Annotated in this window: 21 protein-coding genes (1 of these 21 running past the window's edge); 11 read left to right on the forward strand and 10 right to left on the reverse strand. The window is 67.9% G+C overall.

The features are described from left to right. A protein-coding gene (locus MC45_RS08335) for a BaiN/RdsA family NAD(P)/FAD-dependent oxidoreductase (protein WP_038661738.1) crosses the window boundary here: on the forward strand, positions 1-1,009 show its 3' portion. It extends 167 nt beyond the left edge of the window; 1,009 of the gene's 1,176 nt are visible here — the last part of the coding sequence; the start codon falls outside the window, past its left edge; the stop codon is at positions 1,007-1,009. Between the two features lie 4 nt (positions 1,010-1,013). On the opposite strand, the gene MC45_RS08340 is transcribed toward MC45_RS08335, so the two are convergent. Beyond that, complete coding sequence (locus tag MC45_RS08340; protein WP_081974387.1) at positions 1,014-1,724, reverse strand: M23 family metallopeptidase; 711 nt, start codon at positions 1,722-1,724, stop codon at positions 1,014-1,016. A 346-nt stretch (positions 1,725-2,070) separates the two neighbouring features. Here MC45_RS08340 and MC45_RS08345 point away from each other — a divergent pair, with 346 nt between their 5' ends. Beyond that, entirely contained in the window at positions 2,071-3,027 is a 957-nt protein-coding gene (locus MC45_RS08345) for an isopenicillin N synthase family dioxygenase (RefSeq protein WP_038661741.1), read from the forward strand. 69 nt (positions 3,028-3,096) lie between these two features. Here the strand turns inward: MC45_RS08345 and MC45_RS08350 are convergent, their stop codons facing one another. From MC45_RS08350 to hflK, 5 genes are all read right to left on the reverse strand, one after another. Next, positions 3,097-4,311 (reverse strand): M20 metallopeptidase family protein, encoded by a 1,215-nt coding sequence (locus MC45_RS08350; RefSeq protein ID WP_038661744.1) that lies wholly within the window; start codon positions 4,309-4,311, stop codon positions 3,097-3,099. Positions 4,312-4,516: 205 nt separating this feature from the next. Next, positions 4,517-6,142 carry a helicase HerA-like domain-containing protein gene (locus MC45_RS08355; RefSeq protein ID WP_038661747.1) on the reverse strand — a complete coding sequence of 542 codons (1,626 nt, stop codon included), beginning with the start codon at positions 6,140-6,142 and terminating at the stop codon, positions 4,517-4,519. A 108-nt stretch (positions 6,143-6,250) separates the two neighbouring features. Continuing rightward, positions 6,251-7,807: a Do family serine endopeptidase gene (locus MC45_RS08360; protein ID WP_038661750.1), complete on the reverse strand. Its 1,557-nt coding sequence runs from the start codon at positions 7,805-7,807 to the stop codon at positions 6,251-6,253. A gap of 116 nt (positions 7,808-7,923) precedes the next feature. Further along, the gene (gene hflC, locus MC45_RS08365) at positions 7,924-8,799 is read right to left on the reverse strand and encodes a protease modulator HflC (RefSeq protein WP_038661752.1); all 876 of its coding nucleotides are present in this window, start codon (positions 8,797-8,799) and stop codon (positions 7,924-7,926) included. After that, the gene (hflK, locus tag MC45_RS08370; protein WP_038661755.1) at positions 8,796-9,920 is read right to left on the reverse strand and encodes an FtsH protease activity modulator HflK; all 1,125 of its coding nucleotides are present in this window, start codon (positions 9,918-9,920) and stop codon (positions 8,796-8,798) included. The genes hflC and hflK overlap by 4 nt, the downstream gene beginning before the upstream one ends. Positions 9,921-9,990: 70 nt before the next feature. On the opposite strand from hflK, the gene MC45_RS08375 reads away from it, so the two are divergent. Genes MC45_RS08375 through MC45_RS08390 form a run of 4 tightly spaced genes read left to right on the forward strand, consistent with a single transcriptional unit; the run spans position 9,991 to position 12,183 of the window. Then, entirely contained in the window at positions 9,991-10,944 is a 954-nt protein-coding gene (locus MC45_RS08375) for an Mrp/NBP35 family ATP-binding protein (protein ID WP_038661758.1), read from the forward strand. 10 nt (positions 10,945-10,954) lie between these two features. After that, positions 10,955-11,386, forward strand: coding sequence for a CoA-binding protein (locus MC45_RS08380; RefSeq protein WP_038661761.1), 432 nt, complete (start codon positions 10,955-10,957; stop codon positions 11,384-11,386). 57 nt (positions 11,387-11,443) lie between these two features. Beyond that, on the forward strand, positions 11,444-11,791 hold the full coding sequence (locus MC45_RS08385) for a hypothetical protein (protein ID WP_038661764.1): 348 nt from the start codon (positions 11,444-11,446) through the stop codon (positions 11,789-11,791). Further along, on the forward strand, positions 11,788-12,183 hold the full coding sequence (locus MC45_RS08390) for a hypothetical protein (protein WP_038661767.1): 396 nt from the start codon (positions 11,788-11,790) through the stop codon (positions 12,181-12,183). Before MC45_RS08385 ends, MC45_RS08390 begins: the two co-directional genes overlap by 4 nt. Positions 12,184-12,215: 32 nt before the next feature. Here MC45_RS08390 and MC45_RS08395 read toward each other — a convergent pair whose 3' ends face one another. Next, entirely contained in the window at positions 12,216-13,511 is a 1,296-nt protein-coding gene (locus tag MC45_RS08395; protein WP_038661770.1) for a homoserine dehydrogenase, read from the reverse strand. A 140-nt stretch (positions 13,512-13,651) separates the two neighbouring features. Here MC45_RS08395 and MC45_RS08400 point away from each other — a divergent pair, with 140 nt between their 5' ends. Then, complete coding sequence (locus MC45_RS08400; RefSeq protein ID WP_038661773.1) at positions 13,652-15,619, forward strand: OPT family oligopeptide transporter; 1,968 nt, start codon at positions 13,652-13,654, stop codon at positions 15,617-15,619. 125 nt (positions 15,620-15,744) lie between these two features. After that, on the forward strand, positions 15,745-15,921 hold the full coding sequence (locus MC45_RS08405; RefSeq protein WP_156143806.1) for a hypothetical protein: 177 nt from the start codon (positions 15,745-15,747) through the stop codon (positions 15,919-15,921). A 152-nt stretch (positions 15,922-16,073) separates the two neighbouring features. Here MC45_RS08405 and MC45_RS08410 read toward each other — a convergent pair whose 3' ends face one another. The 3 genes from MC45_RS08410 to queF form a co-directional block, all read right to left on the reverse strand. Then, the gene (locus MC45_RS08410) at positions 16,074-17,357 is read right to left on the reverse strand and encodes a glycoside hydrolase family 130 protein (RefSeq protein WP_038661779.1); all 1,284 of its coding nucleotides are present in this window, start codon (positions 17,355-17,357) and stop codon (positions 16,074-16,076) included. A 55-nt stretch (positions 17,358-17,412) separates the two neighbouring features. Next, positions 17,413-19,683 carry a glycosyltransferase gene (locus MC45_RS08415; RefSeq protein WP_038661782.1) on the reverse strand — a complete coding sequence of 757 codons (2,271 nt, stop codon included), beginning with the start codon at positions 19,681-19,683 and terminating at the stop codon, positions 17,413-17,415. Positions 19,684-19,806: 123 nt separating this feature from the next. Further along, a complete protein-coding gene (queF, locus tag MC45_RS08420) occupies positions 19,807-20,253 on the reverse strand; it encodes a preQ(1) synthase (RefSeq protein ID WP_038661785.1) in 447 nt (148 codons plus the stop codon). 29 nt (positions 20,254-20,282) lie between these two features. On the opposite strand from queF, the gene MC45_RS08425 reads away from it, so the two are divergent. The 3 genes from MC45_RS08425 (at position 20,283) to metC (ending at position 23,938) form a co-directional block, all read left to right on the forward strand. Continuing rightward, the gene (locus MC45_RS08425; RefSeq protein WP_038661789.1) at positions 20,283-21,827 is read left to right on the forward strand and encodes a cryptochrome/photolyase family protein; all 1,545 of its coding nucleotides are present in this window, start codon (positions 20,283-20,285) and stop codon (positions 21,825-21,827) included. Between the two features lie 64 nt (positions 21,828-21,891). Further along, positions 21,892-22,746, forward strand: coding sequence for a 3-mercaptopyruvate sulfurtransferase (gene sseA / locus MC45_RS08430; protein WP_038661791.1), 855 nt, complete (start codon positions 21,892-21,894; stop codon positions 22,744-22,746). Continuing rightward, on the forward strand, positions 22,736-23,938 hold the full coding sequence (gene metC / locus MC45_RS08435; RefSeq protein ID WP_038661793.1) for a cystathionine beta-lyase: 1,203 nt from the start codon (positions 22,736-22,738) through the stop codon (positions 23,936-23,938). Before sseA ends, metC begins: the two co-directional genes overlap by 11 nt. Positions 23,939-23,952: the final 14 nt, after the last annotated feature.

A 23,952-nucleotide genomic window follows, 5' to 3' on the forward strand; every position in this document is an offset into this window, starting at 1 on the left:
GCACACCGCGCCGGACCGCTACGTCTCCGCCAATCCGCATTTCGCCAAATCGGCGCTCGGGCGATATACCGCGAGCGATTTCACCGCGCTGGTCGAGCGCCACCGGATCGCCTGGCATGAGAAGACGCTGGGGCAATTGTTCTGCGACGGCTCGGCCCGGCAGATCGTCGCGATGCTTCTCGACGAATGCGACGCGGGACGCGTCGACGTCGCGCTGTCCACGCCCTTCGGCGAAATCGGCCATGACGGCGCCGCGTTCACCGTCGCTTTGCCGGACCGCGTCGTTCGCGCGCCGCGGCTGGTGATCGCCACCGGTGGACCATCGATCCCCAAGCTCGGCGCCACCGGTGCCGCTTACGATCTCGCCCGACGATTCGGACTCAAGGTGGTCGAGCCGCGGCCCGCATTGGTGCCACTGACGCTCGGCGGCGACGAGGCGTTGTTTCGGACCTTGTCGGGCGTTGCCGCCGATGTCGTGGCGAGCGCCGGCAAGGCGCGGTTCCGCGAGGCGGCGTTGTTCACGCATCGCGGCCTATCGGGCCCTGCGATCCTGCAGGTGTCGAGCTATTGGCGACCGCGCGAGCCGATCGGCATCGATTTCGTGCCGGATGCGGATCGCGACTGGCTGCTGACCGCAAAGCGTATGCAGCCCCGTGCGACGCTGCGGCGGGCGCTGGCAGCGACGCTGCCGGACCGTCTCGCCGAGGCGCTGGCCGAACGGCTCGATCTGTCGGTCGAACTCGGCAACGTTCCCGACCGCCGGCTCGACGAGGCGGGGCGACGCTTGTCGGATTGGCGGTTCACGCCCAACGGCAGCGAGGGATTCGCCAAGGCCGAAGTGACCGTCGGCGGGATCAGTACCGCCGATCTGTCGTCCCAGACGCTGGAAGCGCGCCGCGTCCCCGGCCTGCATGCGATCGGCGAGGCGGTCGACGTGACCGGCTGGCTCGGCGGCTATAATTTCCAATGGGCCTGGGCGAGCGGCTGGGCCGCGGCGCAGGCGCTCTAGACGATCAATCCTGCGCGGCGGGGCCGTCGGTCGAGACCGGGATGGCATGCACGGCGCGATCCTGCGACGCGAGCAGATAGTCGGCGGTCGTCAGGAACGGAATCGGGTTGACCGCATGGCCGTCGATGCGGACCTCATAATGGAGATGCGGACCGGTCGAACGACCGGTCGAGCCCATCAGCGCGATCAACTGGCCGCGGGTGACGCGGGCGCCGTCCTCGACGAGGATCTTGGACAGGTGGCCGTAGCGAGTCGCGATGCCCTTGCCGTGGTTGATCTCGACCATATTGCCATAGCCGCCGAGTCGCGAAGCGTGATCGATGATGCCGTCGGCGGTAGCGTAGATCGGCGTGCCGACCGGACCGGGGATGTCGACGCCGGCGTGCATCGCCGCGGTGCCGCGGAACGGGTCGGAGCGGATGCCGAAGTTGCTGGTGAACTGGAGATGCTGAACCGGCTGGACCGAGGGGATGGCGATCGCGCCCTGCGGCCGCGTATCGAGCTTCTTCCAGCTCTGGAACAGGGTGCGGAACTGCGCGTCGGCCTTGAGGTCGGCCTGTGCCTCGGCGCCGTTGGCATCGAGCATCGGGCCGCCCTTGCCCTGCGCCGCGACCGTGGCCCGCGGGGTGCCGTCTTCCGCCTGTGCTGCGCCAAAACCGAGGGTCATCGCACCGAGCGTGGCGACGATCGTGGCTGTACGGGCGAAAATGCTCATCGGACCCCAATATGATGCGCCGCGCCCGTGATGACGGGTGCGACCTATTCCCTCGTCTCGAAACCGCAGCCCCACCGCGTCCCTGACGGCCGATATGTGCCCGCATTTCGCGGGTAACCACAAGAGCCGCTGCCCGGTCGCCGCGATCAAGCGGCTTGGGGCTGCGCCGAGTCGATGCGACACCGTCACATCGCCTGGATCGCGCGGGTTAGAAGACGGGGAACGGAGCCGGCGGTTCGGTCCGGGTTGACGGCCGTCGGCCGGGTGGCCGGGACGGCACGCCGGGGGGCATGACGCGCCCGATCGGGCGGCCTATAACGCGCGCTTCATCAAATGGATGGCTTGCATGCTCGACTCCACTTCCGCCCAGGTTCCCACGCTCAGCCTCGCCGATCAGGCCGGCGACCCCGATGGCTTCGCCGCAGCCTTCGGCGAATCGTTCGAGCGGTTCGGTTTTGCGATCGTCGCCGATCACGGCGTGCCGCAGGATCTGATCACCCGCGCCTGGCGCGAGACCGAGGCGCTGTTCGCGCTGCCCGAAGCGGAGAAGCGCGCCTATTTCGTCGCGGGCGGCGGTGGCGCGCGCGGCTACACGCCGTTCAAGACCGAGATCGCCAAGGACGCCAAGCACGTCGATCTCAAGGAATTCTGGCACATCGGTCGCGAGCTGCCGGCGGGGCATCGCTACGCCGACACGATGGCGCCCAATATCTGGCCGACGCGCCCCGAGGGCTTCAAGGACACGTTCCTCGAACTGTTCACCGCCTTCGACCGCGCGGGCGACCGGTTGCTGTCGGCGATCGCGCGGCATCTCGGCCTCGCGCCCGACTGGTTCGATCCCGCGGTGAAGGACGGCAATTCGGTGCTCCGCCTGCTCCATTATCCGCCGATCCCCGCGGATGCCGAGGGCGTCCGCGCCGGCGCGCATGAGGACATCAACCTCATCACGCTGCTGCTCGGCGCCGAGGAGGCGGGGCTGGAACTGCTCGACCGCGCGACCGGCCAGTGGCTGGCGATCAGGCCGCCCGAGGGCGCGATGGTGGTCAACGTCGGCGACATGCTGCAGCGGCTGACCAACCACGTGCTGCCGTCGACCACGCATCGCGTCGTCAATCCGCCGGTCGAGCGCCGCGGCCATTCGCGCTATTCGATGCCCTTCTTCCTGCACCCCGCGCCCGATTTCCTGATCGAGACGCTGCCGCAGACGATCAGCGCGGAGAATCCGAACCGCTATCCGCAACCGATCACGGCGCACGACTATCTGCATCAGCGGCTGGTGGAGATCGGCTTGATCAAGGGGTAGGCGCAGCGGCGGCCGGATCGGAGCGATGGGGACGGAAACTTCCGCCCCATCGGTTCATCGCGGTTCTCGTCAGTCGAACCCGCGTTCGAGATAGCGCGTCGCGACCGCGCAATGCATCGCGACGCCCTTCGCCATGACCGATTCCTCGATCGTCATCCGCGTATTGTGGAGCGGCGGGTTGGTCGCCGGGTCGCTGCCGGCGGGGGCGACGCCGAGGAAAGCGAAGGCGCCGGGGAATTTGCGCAGCACGTAGGAGAAATCCTCCGCGCCCATCATCGGCTGCGGCATCGGTGCGAAGGGCCGGCCGAGCTCGCCCGCCACTGTCTCGATCAGCGCCGCGCCGCGCGGGTCGTTGACCGTCACCGGATAGCCTTCGTCGATCCACGCTTCGGCGGTGGCGCCATGCGCCGCGGCGATATTCTCGGCGATCCGCTTGACCGCGGCGCGCATCGTCGTGCGCGTCGCCTCCGACAAGGTGCGCAAGGTGCCGAGCATGCGGACCTCGCCCGGGATGATATTGTGCGCCGAACCCGCCTCGATCTTGGTGATCGAGAGCACTGCGGGATCGGTGACCGCGATTGCGCGCGCGACATAGGTCTGGAAGGCGGTGACGATCTCGCAGGCGACCGGCACCGGATCGATGCAATCGTGTGGCATCGCGGCGTGGCCGCCCGCGCCGCGTACGACGACGTGCACCGTATCCGCCGATGCCATGATCGATCCGGCGCGGGTGATGACGACGCCGGCGGGGGCATTGGGGGTGATGTGCAACGCGAAGGCGGCGTCGGGTGCGGCGACGTCGAGCAGGCCGTCGTCGATCATGAAGCGCGCGCCGTGATGGCCCTCCTCGCCCGGCTGGAACATGAAGACGACGGTGCCGGGGAGCTGATCGCGGCGCGCGGAGAGCGCACGGGCGGCGCCGACCAGCATCGCGGTGTGCGAATCATGGCCGCAGGCGTGCATGCGGCCGGGGATGGTGCTGGCGAAGGGCAGGCCCGTCTCCTCTTCCATCGCCAGCGCGTCCATGTCGCCGCGCAGCAGCACGGTGCGGCCATTGTCGCCCTTCTGCCCGCGCAGGATCGCGATCAGGCCGCTGGTCGATTTGCCCTCGTGATATTCGAGCGGCAGGCCGGCGAGCGCCGCCTTGATCTTGTCGGTGGTGCGGCGGCAGTCGAGGCCGATCTCCGGCTCGGCATGGATCGCGCGGCGCAGGGTGACGATGTCGGCGAGCTCGGCTTCGCCGGCCGCGGTCCAGTCGCTGAGAATGGGGTCGTCGAGGGACATGATGAGGCTCCGTTTCGGGCGCCAGTTTGCGCCGGAGCGGGGATGTTGTCGAGCTTTGGGGTGTGCTCCACGTAACCCGTCATCCCGGCGGAAGCCGGGACCCATGGATACGGAACGTCGACGGTTGCGTGAAACAGCAAATTTGCCGTGACCGTGGGTCCCGGCATTCGCCGGGATGACGAAGATGGGGACGAACGACCCCCCTTCACCGCATCAGATTGCCCAGCACGCTACGCAGCACCGTTCCGACCAGACCGCCGCCCGCCGACGAGCGCCGCGAGCCCGACCCGAACACCTGCTTGCCGATCTCGTTGGCGACCTGCCGCCCGATCGACGAACTCGCCGCGCGCGTGGCCGAGGTCATGGCCTTCGACCAGGGCGAGTTGGCCGCCTCGCGCGCTGCCGCCGCGTCCGCCTTGGCCTGCGCCGCCTGCGCGCGCGCCGCTTCCTTGGCGGCCTGCGCATCCGCCTTGGCCTGCACCGCCGCCGCCTTGGCGGCATCGTCCTGCGCGCGCGCCGCCGCGGCGGAAGCCGCGGCCTCCTGCGTCTTGGCCGCGAGAATCTCCTCCGCCGATTCGCGATCGATCGCGGTGTCGTATTTGTCGCCGACCGCGTCCGTCTGGATCATCACCGCGCGTTCCTGCGGCGTCACCGGGCCGACGCGGCTGGCAGGCGGCTTGATCAGCGTGCGTTCCACCGGCGCCGGCGACCCGTCCGCCTGCAACAGCGACACCAGCGCCTCGCCGACCTTCAATTCGGTGATCGCGGTGGCGACGTCGACGCCGGGATTGGCGCGGAACGTCTCCGCCGCCGAACGCACCGCCGCCTGATCGCGCGGCGTGAAGGCGCGTAGCGCATGCTGGACGCGGTTGCCGAGCTGGCCGGCGACCGTGTCGGGGATATCGATCGGGTTCTGCGTGATGAAATAGATGCCCACCCCCTTGGAGCGGATCAGGCGGACGACCTGTTCGATCTTGTCGAGCAGCGCCTTGGGCGCGTCGTCGAACAGCAGATGCGCCTCGTCGAAGAAGAAGACGAGCTTGGGCTTGTCGGGATCGCCGACCTCGGGGAGATGCTCGAACAATTCGCTCATCAACCACAGCAGGAAGGTGCTGTAGAGCTTCGGCGCGGCCATGAGCTTGTCGGCGGCGAGGATGTTGACGATTCCCCTGCCCCGGTCGTCGGTGCGGATGAAATCGTCCATTTCCAGCGCGGGTTCGCCGAAGAAATGATCGCCGCCCTGCGTGCGCAACTGGAGCAGCGCGCGCTGGATCGCGCCGATCGATTGCTTCGAGACGTTGCCGTAGGTGGTGGTGAGTTCGTCGGCACGGTTCGCGCAATGCGCCAGCATCGCCTGCAGGTCGTCGAGGTCGAGCAGCAGCAGCCCTTCCTTGTCGGCGACGTGGAAGGCGATCGTCATCACCCCCTCCTGCACCTCGTTGAGGTCCATCAGGCGGCTGAGCAACAGCGGCCCCATTTCGCTGACCGTGGTGCGGATCGGGTGGCCCTGTTCGCCGTACAGGTCCCAGAATTGCACCGGCATATCGGCATAGGCCCAGTCGGTCTCGCCGATCTCGGCGGCACGCGCGGCGAAGGCGGCATGCGTCTTGGCCTGCGGCGAACCCGCCATCGCGAGGCCGGACAGGTCGCCCTTCACGTCCGCAACGAAGCTCGGCACCCCGACCTTCGAGAACCCCTCGATGATCCCCTGCAGGGTCACCGTCTTGCCGGTGCCGGTCGCACCGGCGATCAGGCCGTGGCGGTTAGCGCGCTTGAGGTCGAGCAGCTGCGGCTTGCCGCCGCCAAGGCCGATGAAGATGCCGTCGCTCATGTCCCGCTCCTGTGCTGGTGCCGGAGACCTACCCCGGCGTGCGGGCAAAAGGAAAGGGCCGCCGCTCGGGAGAGCGACGACCCTTCACCTGCACCGTTATGGCCAGGCTTACTTGATCTTCACCGGGATGAAGCCCGGGATCCGGCCGCGCTGCACCAGCAGCAGGACCTGCGGACGACCCGCCGCCTTCGCCTGCGCGACGAGACGGGCGACGTCGGCCGCGGTGCGGACCGGCGTGCTGTTGACCGCCTGGATCACGTCGCCGCGCTTGATCTTGCCGTTGGCGTCGCTCGAGGCGTCGACCGAGGCGACCACCACGCCCTGTACGGTGGGATCGACGCCGACCGCGCGGGCGATCCCCGGGGTCAGCGGCTGGACGTTGAGGCCGAGCGGCGCCGAGCCGCCCTGGGTCGTGCCGGCGTCGTCATCGTCATTGCCGTCCGTCTGCGAATCGTTCGGCCCGAACCCGCCGGAATCCTCGCCACCATTGGCCAGCGCCTTCAGCTGGTCGTTCGACGGACGCGTCGCGACCTGGATGTTGAGCGACGTCGGCTGACCGGCGCGCAGCACCTCGAACCGGGCGGTCGTGCCCGGCTGGAGGTTCGAGACGAGACGCGTCAGCGTCTGGTCGGGCGTGACCTGCTGGCCGTTGATCTTGGTGACCACGTCGCCTGCACGCAGGCCACCCTTGGCCGCCGGACCGGCCGGCTCGACGCGCGCGATCAGCTCGCCCTGGTTCTTCGGAATGCCGAGCGCCGCGGCGGCATCGTCGTTCACCGCACCGCCGATCGACACGCCGATATAGCCGCGGGTGATCTTGCCACCCTTCATGAACGTCTCGATGATCGGCTTGGCGGTCGCCGCGGGAATGGCGAAACCGATGCCGATATTGCCGCCCGACTGGCTGAAGATCTGCGAATTGACGCCGATCACATTGCCGTTGAGGTCGAACATCGGGCCGCCCGAATTGCCCTGGTTGATCGAGGCGTCAGTCTGGATGAACTGATCATAGGCGCCGCCCTGACCGGTGACGCGGTTGATCGCCGAGATGATGCCCGCGGTCACCGTGCCGCCGAGGCCGAAGGGCTCGCCGATCGCCAGCACCCAGTCGCCGACGCGGGCACGGCTCGAATCGCCCCACTTCACGAACGGCAGGCCGGCGGCATCGATCTTGAGCAGCGCGAGGTCCGAATCCTGGTCCTTGCCGATGACGCGTGCGGTATATTCCTTGTTGTTGCTCAGCGTGACGGTGATCGAATTGACCGTCGCGCCCTCCGCACCCGGCGCGATGACGTGATTGTTGGTCACGACATAGCCGTCAGGCGAGATCAGGAAGCCCGAACCGAGCGACGCGCCCTCGCGCTTCACCGGGGCGCCACCCTGGCCACCGCCCATGCCGCCGAACAGATCGCCGAACGGCGTGCCCGAGAAGGGATTGGCCGGCTGGCGCTGGACGATCGTCTGCTTGGTCGAGATGTTGACCACCGCGGGCTGCAGCTTGGCGACCATGTCGGCGAAGCTCATCGGCGCACCGGCCTTGGGCGCCGCCGCCTGGATCGCGCCGGGCTCGTTCTGAGCCTGTTGCGCGGTGCTCGGCTGCAGCGCCAGCGTGGCGGTCGCGCCACCGAGGAGAAGCGCACTGGTAATGGCGTAGGCGTAGCGCACTAGGAGAAAATCCTCTTCATGAAGGGCGATCGGAATTGGTGCCTTAGTGGACCCAAACGCCTGAACGCCGCTTGAATGTTCATACGCCCGAAAGCTGGGGGCTCAATCCTTGCGGATCAACGCCCCCTGCCCTCGAACTCACGCAAGTAACTGTTTCCGGGTGACAAGATGATGGACGTCGAACCGCTTGGCGCGGGTCCGCCATCCGCCCCGAAGGTGTGGCGATAGGACTGCATGGCGCGGTAGAAGTCGTAGAAGTCGGCATCCTTGGTGAAGCTTTGCGCATAGATGCGCGCCGCCGCCGCATCCGCCTCGCCGCGGATGATCTGCGCTTCCTTCTGGCCCTGCGCGCGGATCGTCGTCGCCTGCTGCTGGCGGGCGGTCGCCATCCGGGCGAGCGCGCGGTCAAGCGGGCTGCCGTCGGGCAGATCGGCATGCTTGATCCGCACGTCGACGATCTGCACGCCATATTGGCTGGCGAGCCGCTGCATGCGGGTCTGGATATTGTCCATCACCTGGTCACGCTCGGGGCTGAGCAGCGTCGCGAACGGCTGATTGCCGAGCTCGTTGCGGATCGAGCTGCCGAGCAGCGGGCGCAGCGCCTCGGTGATCGCCGCCTCGGTCTGCGAGGTGCTGCCGGTGGCGTTCACCGCCTTCAGCGGATCGATGATCCGGAAGCGCGCATAGGCATCGACCTCGAGCCGGAGCTGGTCGGACGAGAGCACCTGCTGGTTGTCGTAATCGACGTCGAGCACGCGCTTGTTGAGCCAGACCAGCCGGTCGATGAACGGGATGCGCAGGATCGGGCCGGCACCGGTACGGCCGAACTGCTCGTTCGGTTTCCACGCGTTGACGGTGCGCACCGGCTGTTCGAAGCGCAGGATGACCGCCTGCTGCGTCTCCGGCACGATGGTGATCGTCGCCGAGAACAGGATGACGAGGACCAGCGCGGCGAGGCCGAGCGCGATCGGGTGACGCCAGAGGCCGTTCACTGGCCGCCTCCCGTCGCAGGTGCAGGCTGCACCTGGGTCGCCTGCGCCGGCGCAGCATCGGGCAATCGCCGCGCGCGGTCGAGCGGCAGATAGGGCACGACGCCATTGGCTTCGACGATCGTCTTGTCGGACTTGGCCAGCACGGCCTCCATGGTCTCGTAATACATGCGGCGGCGCGTCACCTCGGGAGCGAGGCGATACTGTTCGTACACCTTGTCGAACTGCGACGCTTCGCCTTCGGCGCGGGCGACGACCTGCTTGGCATAGGATTGCGCCTGGTTGCGGACGCCCTGCGCATCCTGCTGCGCGGCGGTGACGTCCTTGAACGCATCGTTGACGCGCGCGGGCGGATCGGCCTGCTTGATGCCGACGCCGACGACGACGATGCCCGACTTATAATCGTCGAGCACCTTCTGCATCCGCTCCTGTACCTGGTTCTCGATCAACGCGCGGCCCGGCCCGAGCGCCGAGTCGAGGCTGACGTTCGCCACCACTTCGCGCATCGCGCTCTCCGCGGTGGCGCGGACGGTGTCGCGCGGCCGGTCGATCTGGAACACGTAATTCTGCGGGCTCGATATCTTCCAGCGTACCGCATAGGCCAGATCGATGATGTTCTGGTCGCGGGTCAACATCAGATTCTCGGTGCCGCTCTCCGGGAAGTTCTCGATCCGGATATTCTGCACGTCGACCTTGACGACCCGTGCGATCGGCGCCGGCATCGTCATCGCGATGCCGGGATCGAGCGTACCCGAATACCGGCCGAGATAGGTGACGACGCCGCGTTCCTGCGGCGCGATCGGGTGGATCGAGGTGTAGAGGATCCAGACCAGCAGGATGATCCCCGCGCCGATCAGCCACAGCGCCCGCGCGTTGGGCGCGCCGGGCAGGCCACCCATGCCGCCGCCATTGCCGCCCCCGCCGCCGCCGCGCGCCTTGCGCAGGAAGTCGTCGAGCGCGGTCGGCTTGGCGCCGGTCTTCCGGGCGCCGGGCGGCAGCGACCACGGGTTGCGCGGACCGCCGTTGGCGCCGCCATTGGCGTCATCGCCCTGTCCCCAGGGACCCTTGGGCGTCTCGGCAGCGAGAATGGGAGGGCGGCTTTTGCGGCCCGGCAGGATATTCATCCTTTCCTTATAAGAAGGCGGACGCGGAAAAACAGTGGCAAGCCGCCGGCGCGGGCCTATCTGGTGCCGCATGACACAAGACGTAACGATTGCCGCGGTCCGCGCCGCCGCGGGCGAGCGGGCGACGGTCCGCTTCGAGGGCACGCGCGCCGGCATCGTGCTGGACGCGACCGGGCTCGGCGGCGCCGAGCGCGATGCGCTGGAAGCCGCGGTCCGCGCCGCGGCGAGCGCGGCCTGGGCGGGCGAGGTGCGGCTGGTGGTCACCGCCGAGCGCATCCATCGTCGCCTGCTTGCGGTGGCGAGCGGCAAGGGCGGCGTCGGCAAATCGACGCTCGCCGCCAATCTCGCCATCGCGCTGAAAGCGCGCGGGCGGCGCGTCGGTCTGGTCGACGCCGACATCTACGGCCCGTCGCAGCCGCGGCTGATGGCGGCGGAAGACCAGCGGCCGACCGCGAAGGACAAGGTGCTCGACCCCGTCCCCACCCCTTATGGCGTGCCGATGCTGTCGATGGGCCAGCTCATCCAGCCGGGCAAGGCGATCGCGTGGCGCGGGCCGATGGCGGCGGGCGCGCTCACCCAGCTGGTCGATGCCGATTGGGGCGCGACCGACACGCTGGTGCTCGACCTGCCGCCCGGCACCGGCGACGTGCAGCTCACCATGGTGCAGAAGCACAAGCCGGCGGGCGCGATCATCGTCTCGACGCCGCAGGATCTGGCGCTGATCGACGCGACGCGTGCGATCGACCTGTTCGACAAGGCGGGCATTCCGATCATCGGTATCGTCGAGAATATGGCGGGCTATGTCTGCCCGCATTGCGGTGAGCTGTCCGATCCGTTCGGCAACGGCGGCGCGCAGGCGACCGCGGAGCGGCTCGGCCTGCCCTTCCTGGGCCGGGTGCCGCTGGCGATCGGCATCCGCACCGCCTCCGATGCCGGTCAGCCGCCGGCGGCGGGGAACGGCGCCGATGCGACCGCGTTCCATGCGATAGCGGGTCAGGTCGACGACTGGCTGCGCACCCATTAAGGAGACGATCATGCCGCTGACCGACGATGCCGCGATCAAGGCACTGCTGGAAGGCGCACGGACGATCGCGCTGGTCGGCGCTTCCGACCGGCCAAATCGGCCGTCTCATGGCGTGATGGCGCGGTTGCAGCAGCACGGCTATCGCGTCATCCCGGTCAATCCGCAGATCACCGGCGAGCATGTCCTCGGCGAATTCGTCTTCCGTGACCTGCATCAGCTCGGCGACCCCATCGACATCGTCGACATCTTCCGCCGTCCCGAAGCCGCCGGCGAGGTGGTCGACGAGGCGATCACGATCGGTGCGAAGGCGGTCTGGCTGCAGCTCGGGGTGATCAACGAGGCGGCGGCGGCACGGGCGGAGGCGGCCGGGCTGCAGGTGGTTATGGACCGTTGCCCGGCGATCGAGATCCCGCGGCTCGGCGTCGCCCCGATCGAGGCTTGATTCGACAGCACGGCTCGGCGAGGATGGCGGCACCGCTCGCTGTGGGAGTAGGGCTGGATGCTTGCGCTGCTGTTGCTGTTTGCCGCCCCGACCGAAGACCCCGCGACGGTCATCGCGCGATCGGCGTCCTTGATCGCCGGGGATCGCTGCACCGCCGATCCTGACAAGACCGACATCACCGTCTGCGGCCGGCGCCGCGCCGATCGCTTCCGTGTGCCGTTCGTCGTCCACGACGCGGGCGATCCCAAGCATGAGGCGGTGCGCGTCGAACGCGACCGGCTGCTCAACCGCACCAATCCGGTGCAGGAGCACAGCCCGTTCCTCGTCGGTGGCGGCATGTCCGGCGTGACGGTGAGCAGTGCGACCGGCGTCAGCGGCGTCACCAACCGGCCGCTCGCGCCATGATCTGGCTGGCGATCGCCCTCCAGACCGCGGCGGCCGGCGCGCCGGCGCCGGAGGCTCCGCAACGCTGGTCGATCCTCACTCCGCAGCCGTGTCCGCCGCAGGCCGACAAGAGCGACATCGTCGTCTGCGCCGACGGCAAATCATCGCAGACGCTGCCGCTCCCCGACGAAGCGGGCCCGGCCCCCGGCCGCGGCGCCAACCGCGACCTGAAGGCGACAACGGCGCTGGCGCTGGAAGCCCCGCCCTGCGCGGCGTCGCTCGGCGGCTGCACCGTCGGCTTCGGGCCACCGATCGTACCGCTTGTGGGCGCGCTGGCGAAGGTCGCCAAATCCGCCTTCGCCAAGAAACCGGACAAGCGCGGCCGCGTAGCGATCGACCTCAGCACACCTTAATTCCTCCCCCGCCAGGGGGGAGGAATATGGGATCACCCCAGGATCGGCATCCAGAGCGGCTGGCCGGACAGGCTCTGCGAGCCGCGCAGCTTCTCCAGGGCATGGACCACCGCGCGTTCCGGACCTTCATGCGTGACGATCGCGACGATCGCGCTGCCGTCCGCCGCGACGCCACGCTGGATCAGGCTCTCGATCGATACGCCGGCATCGCGCATCGCCGCGGCGATCTCGGCCAGCACGCCGACCCGGTCCTGAACGGTGAACCGCAAATAGGATCGCGCGCGCCGCTCGCCGGTGTCCGCCGCCGGCTCGACGGTCAGCGCCGCCGCCGGCATCGCATAGGGCGAGCCATATTCGCCGCGTGCGATGTCGATCAGGTCGGCGACCACCGCGCTCGCGGTCGGTCCCTCGCCCGCGCCGGCGCCCTGGAAGAACAGGCGGCCGACGTAATTGCCCTCCGCGACCACCGCGTTGAGCGAGCCGGTGACGTGCGCGAGCGGATGGTCGACCGGCACGAGATGCGGATGCACGCGCTGGAACAGCCCGTGCGCGTCCGCCTCGGCCACCCCGACCAGCCGCACGCGATAACCGAGCGCCGCCGCCTCGGCGATGTCGGCGGCGATGACGTGGCGCACGCCGGTCGCCGACACGTCGCCGAACGCCGGGCGCGTCCCGAAGGCGAGGCTCGCGAGGATCGACAATTTGTGCGCGGCATCGACGCCGTCGATGTCGAAACTGGGGTCCGATTCGGCATAGCCCAGCGCCTGCGCCTCGGCGAGCACCTCGGCGAAGTCGCGCCCCTCGGCCTCCATCTTCGACAGGATGAAATTGCAGGTGCCGTTGAGGATGCCATAGACGCGGCTGATCCGGTTGGCTGCGGCGCCCTCGCGCAGCCCCTTGATCACCGGCACGCCGCCGGCCACCGCCGCCTCGAACTTGAGCGGCACCGCCGCAGCCTCGGCCGCCTGCGCGAGTTCGAGGCCGTGGTGCGCGATCATCGCCTTGTTGGCGGTGACGAAGCCCTTGCCCGCCGCGATCGTCTGCCGCGCCAGCGTCAGCGCCGGGCCGTCCGACCCGCCGATCAGCTCGACGACGACATCCGCCGCGGCATGGCCGGCGAGATCGCGCATGTCGTCGATCCAGGCGAAACGGGTCAGATCGATGCCGCGATCCTTGTTGCGGTCACGTGCCGAGATGGCGACGATCTCGATCGGCCGGCCGGCCCGGCGGGTGATCAGATCGCGGTTGGCATCGAGCAGGCGGACGACGCCGCCGCCGACCGTACCGAGCCCGGCAAGGGCGACGCGCAAGGGTGTGTTGCTATCCATGGCCGCCGCCTAGCGGAAAGGCGCGTCGCCTGTCGAGACGGCGCAGCTTTATGTCGTGCACCGCGCCGCCATTGCCCGACCGCCGCGTACCGTGCCACAACCCGCCGCACTTCCATTTTGCCAGCGAGCGCATTTCCCTGATGGCCACCGCCCCCAGCCCCACCACCCGGCCCGTCGCCGAACTGACCGTTCGCGGTATCCTGCTCGGCGGGCTCATCACCCTGCTGTTCACCGCCGCCAACGTCTATCTCGGGCTCAAGGTCGGGCTGACTTTCGCCACCTCGATTCCCGCGGCGGTGATCTCAATGGCGATCCTGCGCTATCTGCCCGGCGCGACGATCCTCGAGAATAATATCGTCCAGACCGTCGCCTCGGCGGCGGGGACGCTCGCGGCGATCATCTTCGTGCTGCCCGGGCTGGTGATGATCGGCTGGTGGCAGGGCTTTCCCTATCTGCTCACCGCCGGGATCACGATGACCGGCGGCATCCTCGGCGTGATGTTCTCGGTGCCGCTGCGCCGCGCGCTCGTCGTCGATACCGACCTGCCCTATCCCGAAGGCCGTGCCGCGGCCGAGGTGCTGATGGTCGGCGCGGGCAGCCGCGCCGGCGAGGCGGAGAGCGGCCGCGGGCTGCGGCTGATCGTCGTCAACGCGCTGGTCTCGGCCGGCTTCGCCGTGCTGACCCAGACCAAATTGGTCGTCGCCGAGGCCGCGCATTTCTTCCGCGCCGGTGCCGGCGCGACCGCGATTTCGGGCGGCCTGTCGTTCGCACTGATCGGCGCGGGGCATCTCGTCGGCCTGTCGGTCGGCCTCGCGATGTTCGCCGGCGTCATCATCGGCTGGTGGATCGCGCTGCCGATCCTCACCGGCCTGTCGCCCGCCGTGGCCGGCGTCGGGATCGAGGCGTGGGTCGGCGGCGTGTTCCGCACCGACGTGCGCTTTCTCGGCGCGGGCGTGATCGGCGTCGCCGCAATCTGGACGCTGCTCAAGATCATCGGGCCGGTGCTCGGCGGCATCCGCTCGTCGATCGCGGCGAGCAAGGCGAAGCGCGGCGGCGCCGTGCTCGAACTGGGCGAGCGCGACCTGTCGATCGGCATCGTCGTCGCGGTGACGCTGGCGACGCTGGTGCCGATCGCCGGGCTGTTGTGGTCGGTGATCGCGGGCGGGCCGCTGCAGGGGTCGGCGCTGGTGCTGATCGCCGGCGCGCTGGTGTTCGTCCTGGTGCTCGGCCTCGTCATCGCCGCGGTGTGCGGCTATATGGCGGGCCTGATCGGCGCGTCGAACAGCCCGGTATCGGGGATCGGCATCCTTTCGGTGCTCGCCGCCAGCCTGATGCTCGTCGGCCTGTTCGGCCGCGGCGCCGGGCCGGATACGACGCAGGCGCTGGTCGCCTATGCGCTGATCGTCACCGGCATCGTCTTCGGCGTCGCGACGATCTCCAACGACAATCTTCAGGACCTCAAGACCGGCCAGCTCGTCGGCGCGACGCCGTGGAAGCAACAGGTCGCGCTGATCTTCGGCGTCATCTTCGGCAGCCTCGTCGTGCCGCCGGTGCTCGAACTGCTGGCGACGACGCTCGGCTTCCAGGGGGCGCCCGGCGCCGGTCCCAACGCACTCGCCGCACCGCAGGCGGCGCTGATCTCCGCACTCGCCAAGGGCGTGCTCGGCGGCGATCTCAACTGGGCGATGATCGGCTATGGCGCGCTGGTCGGCGTCGCCGTCATCCTGCTCGACGAGACGCTTGGGCGGCTCGGCAAGCTGCGGCTGCCGCCGCTCGGCATCGGCCTCGGCGTCTATCTGCCGATGGCGGTGACGCTGCCGGTGGTGATCGGTGCGGTGATCGGCGCCTTCTACGATCGCTGGGCGGAGCGGACGCCGGACGTCGAGCTCGCCAAGCGCATGGGCGTACTGACCGCCACCGGCATGATCGTCGGCGAGAGCCTGTGGGGCGTCGGCTTCGCGGTCATCGTCTACGCCACCAATTCCGACGCGCCGCTGGCGATCGCGCCGGCAGGGTTCGGGACAGTGGCGCTGATCGGCGGGACGATCGCCTTCCTCGCGCTGATCGCCGGCTTGTACCGTTACACGCGGCGATCCGTCGCCGCCTAAATGCGGCCAAGCGTTGGAACGCGGCGCACGATCGGCCGTTGAATAAGGCGAACCCGGTGATCACCCTGCCATCCCCCCCGGCCGGTGATTGCCGGGTTTTCCGTTAGCGTATCATGGGGTTCGTCGTGACATCGTCAGCACAAGAGAAGCGCGACCGACTGGCGAGGGTAAGCGAGGCGCTCAATTCCAGCGTCGCCGTGCCGACCGACACGTTCATCACCGACGATATTCCGCTGCTGTTGACCAAGCTCTCGCAGATCCCGGCCAAGCGGGGTGAGAAGCGCAGCGACGGCGCGGACTGAACGCCACGTCCCACACCAAAATGTCATCCCCGCGAAGGCGGGGATCCATAGACGCTGACATAGCGGCTTAATCCCGGCCCCGCGCGTCTGGATCCCCGCCTTCGTGGGGATGACGAAGATTTGGGATGCCCCCCACAGTGGAGGGCCATCCCTCACACCATCGCGGCGAGCATGTCCTTGATCTTGACGAAGGCGAAGCCGACCGAACTGTCGGCGATGCCATAAGGCAGGAACAGCGTGTCGCCGTGCTTGATCGCGCCGCAGCTGTAAACGACGTTGGGCACATAGCCCTCGCGGTCCTGATCCTTCGCGGCGAGGATCGGCTCGCGCGTACGGCCGAGCACCTTCGACGGATCGTTCTTGTCGAGCAGCGCCGCGCCGATCGAATATTTGCGCATCGCGCCGACGCCGTGGGTCAGCAGAAGCCAGCCCTCGTCGAGCTCGATCGGCGGACCGCAATTGCCGATCTGCACCAGCTCCCAGGGGAAGACGGGGGTCAGGATCTTCTCGCCCTCGTCCCAATGCTCCAGACTGTCTGACTTGAGCAGGAACAGATTCTCGCCGTCTTGCCGGCCGATCATCATATACTGGCCAGCGACCTTGCGCGGGAACAACGCCATGCCCTTGTTGCGCGCCGCTGGCCCCGACATCGGCACGAGGTCGAAGGCGCGGAAGTCGCGCGTGCGCAGCAGCTCTGACTGGATCACCGAGCCGTTATAGGCGGTGTAGGTGCCGATCCATTCATAGCTGCCGTCCTCATGCTGGAAATGCACGATGCGCAGGTCCTCGAGGCCCTTGGACTGCGCCTGGGTGATCGGGAAGATGACCGTGCCCGACAGCGTCGAATCGCGATGCCGCCAGACCGTGACCGGCCCCTCGGGAATCTCGTCCTCGCCGGCACCGACGACGTCGGTCGCGGTGGCGAAGGGCGGCTCGGGCGCCAATTTCAGCTCGTTGCCGCTGGTGATGATCCCCTCGCGAAAGGCAACCGAGGAGATATGCCCCTCGCCCACCGAGCGCAGGCTCATCAGGATGCGCATCGATCCCTCGGGCATGCCCGTCTGGTCGAAATGCGGCACCGCGCTGGGATTCATCAGCGCCGCCGCGGCATAGCTGTATTCGTGGCAGAAATAGGCGCCGATCAGCTGACGCTTCTCGTCGCTGATCTCGGCGCCGTCGAGGCCGAGCAGATCCTCGATCTCGTCGTAGCGCGTCATGAAGACGCGGCGCGTCTGCCAATGGCGCGCCTCGAAATCCTTGAGCACGGTCTCGAGCTGCTCGCGCGCCTCCTCCCGCGACATTTCGAGCACTTCGCCGACCAGACGCTCGGTCCGGTTGGGTGGGCCGCCCTTGCCGCCCCACGCGATGTGGAACGGCCGGACGACGACACGGGACGGATCGGCATGAAGCCGCAAGCGGTGGGTGAACAGGTCCATCGCGATTGTTAAGCCTCGCCGGTCGGGTCGTTGACTGAGCCGCCGCCCGAACCGATCAGGCGACGCGGGTCGTCCCTGCCACGCCTTGGACCGACTTTGAAAGCCCCGAAATCGCGCAACTCGCCAGTTGGAGCGCCAAAATCGATTCGGCACCCTGATTGCGGTTGAGACCGGTCGGCATCAACCCGTCGAAACAGCCACCGTCCGCCGGACTGGCGAGCGGCAGGTCGAGATCGTTCTGGCCGAGATACCAGGCATAGGCGCGCTCCGCCTCCGCCACCCAGCGCGTATCCCCGGTCGCATGCCAGGCCGCCAGACAGGCATCCACCGTCGCCTGCGCTTCCAGCGGCTGCTGGTCGAATTGCAGTGGCTCGGCATAGGGCCGGCCGAAGCTCTCGGTGCCGACGGCACGGAAACGCCCCTCGGGCGAAGTCTGCCTGCCGACGATCCAGTCGAGCGTCTCCAGCCCGCAATCGATCAGGTCCTGCCGTTCCAGCGCCTGCCCGGCGACGATCAGCGCCTGCGGCAGACGGGCGTTGTCATAAGCGAGGACGATCTCGAACCATTTCCATTCCGGCCGGCGTGCCTCGGCGAGCAGGGCGAGATGGTCGTCCGGAAAGCGTTCGAGAATCGAGCGCGCCAGATCATGGCCGGGCGACGCCTCGAGCATCGCCGCCGCGCCCAGCATCGCGAACGACTGCGCGCGCAGCGAACCCAGATCGAGCGCCAGGCTGGCGGTCGCGTCGAACATGTTGCGCGCCCAGTCGCGGTGCTTGGCGTCCTTGCCGTCGCGCGCGGTGACGCCGAGCGCCCAGATGGCGCGGCCGTTCGAATCCTCGGACCCCACGTCCTCGCACCACGTCCGGTCGAAATTCATGAAGTTGCGGAACCGGCGCTCGTCCGGATTCCAGGCATATTGCACGAACGACGCGTAGATCGTCGTCCATTTGTCGCGCTCGACGGGATCGATGTCGTCCATCGCACTCATCAGCATCAGCGCGCGGGCATTGTCGTCGATGCAATAGCCGTGACGGCGATCGGGCACCGAATAGATCGAATGCTGCAACATGCCGGTCGCGTCGCTCATCCGCTCCACCGCGGCGAAATTGGGCTTCAAGGCGCGCACGCCCTGCTGGACCTGCGCCAGACGCCGGGGGCGTGCGGCGACCGCCACCTCGGTCTCGTGCAGCGTCGCTTCGGCGAGGCGCGGCCAGATCATCGTCCGGCCGCGATCATAGGCCCGCTGCGCCAGCCGGGTGCGATCGCGCGCGCTCGACAGCAACCGGTCGATCTCGCGCGCGAAGGCAGCGACATCGCGGAAATCGACGAGCACGCCATGGCCGTCGGCGAGGATCTCCGTCGCATGAACGTAAGGGGTGGAGATCACCGCCTTGCCGACGCCGACCGCATAGGACAGCGTCCCGGAGGTGATCTGCGCCGGGTTCAGATAAGGCGTCGCATAGATGTCGGCGGCCTGGAGATAATCGATCAACTCGTCATGTTCGACGAACGCGTCGATGAACGCGACGTTGTCGCCGACGCCATGCTCTTCCGCCAGCGCCTTCAGCCGGTCGCGATAGGCCTCGCCCTCATGCGCGACGAGATTGGGATGGGTCGCGCCGAGCACGACATACAGCAGATTCGGGTGCCGCGCCGTAACGGCGGGCAGCGCATCGATGATCGTCTCGATCCCCTTGTTGGGGGCGAGCAGTCCGAAGGTCAGCACCACGTCACGACCCTGCCAGCCGAAGCGCGGCTTCAGCGTCTCGGGATCGACGAAGAGGCGATCGGGCACGCCATGCGGGATCATCGCGATCTGCCGCGGCGCCGCACCATAGACGCGGCGCAGGATGTCACGGCCACGCTCGGCCATTACCACCACCTTAGCGGCGCGGCGCAACAGACCTTCGAGCACGCGACGCTCGTCGGCATTGGGCTTCTCGAGCACGGTATGGAGCGTGACGATCACCGGCAGCGTCGTCCGATCGAGCAGCGCGAGCAGATATTCACCGGCGGGACCGCCGTAGATGCCATATTCGTGCTGCACCCAGATCGCCTGCGCGCCGCTCGCCTCGATCGTTCGCGCGGTCGACAGATAGGCGGACAGGTCGGTCTGCGGGATCGTGCCGGTCACCGCGGGCGGATAGTCGTAGCGCCCGGGATGATCGTCCATGGCATAAACGTCGACGCGGACGTCCGGAAACCGGTCGCGCATCGCCTGATAGACGTCCGTCGTGAAGGTGGCCAAACCGCACTGGCGGGGCAGGAAATTGCCGATCATCGCCAGATGCCGGATTGTCTCTCCGTTAGCCGCAGTCGGTCCCATGCCTGTTCCTTCGCTGTTGCAACATTACGGCTGTACCGCAAACCTTGCCTGCAGATGAACACGCTCGGGCGGCAAAGGTTGCAGTGATGTTGCACCGCAACCCGGATATTGGGTTAATTTTGATCAACCCCTGCCGCGATACGGCTGCACGCCCTGATCGGGCAGCCACAGGTCGGCCGGGGGCGGCCCGGACTGCCAGAAGACGTCGATCGGGATGCCGCCGCGCGGATACCAATAGCCGCCGATCCGCAGCCATTGCGGCTTCATTTCGTCGAACAGGCGCTGGCCGATGCCGACGGTGCAATCCTCGTGGAAGCCGGCGTGGTTGCGGAACGAGCCGAGAAACAGCTTGAGCGACTTGGATTCGACGATCGTCTCGCCGGGCGCATAGTCGATGACGAGATGCGCGAAGTCGGGCTGGCCGGTCACCGGACACAGCGAGGTGAATTCCGGCACGGCGAACCGGACGAGATAGGTCGTCCCGGCACGCGGGTTGGGAACATAATCGAGCACCGCTTCGTCGGGAGAGGCGGGCAGCTGGCTGGCTTGGCCGAGGTGCATTGGGGTCATGCCCCGCCATGTAGGATGTCGATCCCGATATGAAAACGCTGGTTCCGGTGCTGGGCGACCAGCTCAGCCTGTCCCTCTCCTCGCTGCGCGACGCCGATCCGGCCGAAACGATCGTGCTGATGATGGAGGTCGGCGACGAGACGACCTATGTCCGCCACCACAAGCAGAAGATCGCCTATATCCTGTCGGCGATGCGCCACCATGCCGCGGCGCTGACCGACGCCGGCTGGACGGTCGATTACGTCCGGCTCGACGATCCCGACAACAGCGGCAGCTTCACCGGCGAGATCGCCCGTGCCGTCCAGCGCCACGCTCCGGAGCGGATCGTCGTCACCGAGGCCGGCGAATGGCGCGTCGTCGCGATGATCGAGTCGTGGGAGACGGTCTTCGGCATCCCCGTCGAGATCCGCAGCGACGACCGTTTCGTCTGCGACCATGCCGAGTTCGAGGCCTGGGCGAAGGACCGCCAGCAACTGACGATGGAATTCTTCTACCGCGTCATGCGCCGCAAGACCGGGCTGCTGATGGACGGCAAGCAGCCGACGGGCGAGCGCTGGAATTTCGACAAGGAGAACCGCAAGCCGGCGAAGAACGACCTGTTCATGCCGCGGCCGCACGCCTTCGCCCCCGACGCGGTCACGCAGGAGGTGCTGGCGCTGGTCGCCGAGCGGTTCGCGGATCATCCCGGCACGCTCGACGGCTTCGCTTATGCGGTGACCGCGGCGGATGCCGAGAAACAGGCCGCCTATTTCTTCGAAAAGGCGTTGCCGCAATTCGGCGATTACGAGGACGCCATGCTGACCGGCGAGCGCTACCTCTGGCATTCGATCCTGTCGCCCTACATCAATTCCGGGCTGCTCGATCCGCTCGACCTGTGTCGGCGCGCCGAAGCGGAATATCGCGCCGGCCGCGCGCCGCTCAATTCGGTCGAAGGCTATGTCCGCCAGATCATCGGCTGGCGCGAATATATGCGCGGCATCTACTGGCGTGAGGGGCCGGACTACGTCGAGCGCAACTTCCTCGATCATCACCGCAAATTGCCCGGCTGGTATTGGACCGGCGAGACCGACATGCATTGCCTCAAGGAAGCGATCGGCCAGACGCTCGCCACCGCGCATGCGCATCACATCCAGCGCCTCATGGTCACCGGCAATTTCGCGCTGCTGATCGGCGCCGATCCGGCCGAGGTCCATCGCTGGTATCTCGAAGTCTATATCGACGCGTATGAATGGGTCGAGCTGCCCAACACGCTCGGCATGAGCCAGTTCGGCGACGGCGGGCTGCTCGGCTCGAAGCCCTATATCTCGTCGGGCGCCTATATCGACCGGATGAGCGACTATTGCGGCAAATGCCGCTACGACGTGAAGCAGCGCGTCGGCGAAAACGCCTGTCCGTACAATGCGCTATACTGGGATTTCCTCGTCCGCCACGAGGACAAGCTGGGCAGCAACATGCGGCTGCGCATGCCATATAGTACGTGGGCGAAGCAGTCTGCGCAATCTCAAAAGGATACACGCGCGCAAGCCGCAACATTCTTGCAGGCCCTCGACACGGCCGGGAAAGACGGCTATTGACGATGCCGGGCACTCCTCCCCAGTCGTTGGCCCGACTAACACGTGTGAACGTATGGAGAGAGTGATGGACGCGTTGGTGACCACCGAATGGCTTGCCGGGGAACTCGGTGCGAGCGATCTCAGGATCGTCGATGCCACCTATGTCGACGCGGCGCTCGGCCGCGACGTCGCTGCCGACTATGAGGCGGCGCATATCCCCGGCGCCGTGTTCCTGAACCTCGGCGAGCTGCGCGATACCGACAATCCGCTGCCGATGATGCTGCCGAGCGCGGAGAAGTTCGCCAGCCGCATGCAGAGCCTCGGGCTCGGCGACGGCAGCCGCATCGTGCTCTACGACGATTCGCCCTGGCATACCGCGGCGCGGGCGTGGTGGATGCTGCGCACCTTCGGCGCACACGACGTCGCGATCCTCGACGGCGGCCTCGCCAAATGGCGCGCCGAGGGGCGCGAGACGGCGAGCGGCAAGGAAACGCTGCGCCACCGCCACTTCACCGTCTGGGCGGATCACAAGGGCGTCCGCACGCTCGAGCAGATGAAGGCCAATCTCGCCAGCGGCGCCGAGCAGGTGGTCGATGCCCGCTCGGCGGCGCGCTTCACCGGCGAAGAACCCGATCCGCGCCCGGCGACGCACGCCGGTCATATCCCCGGCTCGAAGAACCTGCCCTATACCGGTCTCTTCAATTCCGACGGTACGTGGAAGCGGGGCGATGCACTCGCGACGGCGTTCGCGCAGGCGGGGGTCGATCTCGACCGGCCGATCGCATTGACCTGCGGCTCCGGGATCACCGCATCGACGCTCGCTTTCGGTCTGCACTTGCTCGGCAAGGACGCCGCGCTCTACGATGGCAGCTGGTCGGAATGGGGAGCGGATCGCTCGACGCCCAAGGCCATGGGAGCCAAGGAAACCGTTGACGGATGACACCACGACCGGCCGGCCTTTGGGGGACGCGACCCGCGTCGTCCAGGCCGGCCGGCGCTCCGAATGGACGCAAGGCATCGTCAACACGCCGGTCTGGCGTGCCTCGACGATCCTCTACGACAGCATTGCCGATCTGCGCGCCAATGCCCGGCCCGACACGCATCACCGCCTCTATTACGGCCGGCGCGGCACGCCGACGCAATGGAGCCTCGCCGACGCGCTGACCGCGCTGGAGCCGGGGGCGGAGGCGACCTTCCTCTACCCGTCCGGCGTCGCGGCGATCGCGGCGGCGTTGCTGTCGGTGCTGTCGCCCGGCGACGAACTGCTGCTGGTCGACAGCGCCTATGACCCGACGCGCGGCCAGGCGATGCAGTTGCTCAAGCGCTTCGGGATCACGACGCGCTTCTACGACCCGCTGATCGGCGCGGGGATCGAGGCGCTGATCGGCCCGGCGACCAAGGCGATCTTCCTCGAAAGCCCGGGCAGCCTGACCTTCGAGGTGCAGGACGTGCCGGCGATCGTCGCGGTCGCCAAGGCCCACGGGCTGACGACGCTGCTCGACAACACCTGGGCGACGCCGCTGTTCTTCCCGGCGATCGAGAAGGGCATCGACCTCACCATCCTCGCCGCGACCAAATATGTCGTTGGCCATTCCGACGCGATGCTCGGCGCGGTGACCGCGGCGCCGGGCCATTATGCGCGGCTGCGCGATACGAGCTATCAGCTCGGGCAGGTCGCCTCACCCGACGACAGCTGGCTCGGCAGCCGCGGCTTGCGGACGATGGCGGTACGGCTCGCGCAGCATCAGCGCAGCGCGCTGGAGATCGCGCACTGGCTGGCCGAACGGCCGGAAGTGGCACAGGTGCTGCACCCGGCCCTGCCCTCCTGCCCCGGCCACGATACGTGGGCGCGCGACTTCAAGGGATCGAGCGGGCTGTTCTCATTCGCGCTGAACGGCGGCGGCGAGGCCGCGCGCGCGGCGCTGATCGATACGCTCGAGCTGTTCGGGATCGGCTATAGCTGGGGCGGGTTCGAGAGCCTCGCCATCCCCGCCGACCCGGCGCGGATCAGGACCGCGGCGCCGCGGGACTATGCCGGACCGATGGTGCGGTTGCAGATCGGTCTGGAGGATCCGGCCGACCTGATCGCCGATCTGGAGCGGGGATTGGCGGCGTTCCGGGCCAAATTGTAACCTAAATTCCTCCC

Origin of the sequence: Sphingomonas taxi (assembly GCF_000764535.1) — a bacterium.
GTDB lineage: Bacteria > Pseudomonadota > Alphaproteobacteria > Sphingomonadales > Sphingomonadaceae > Sphingomonas > Sphingomonas taxi.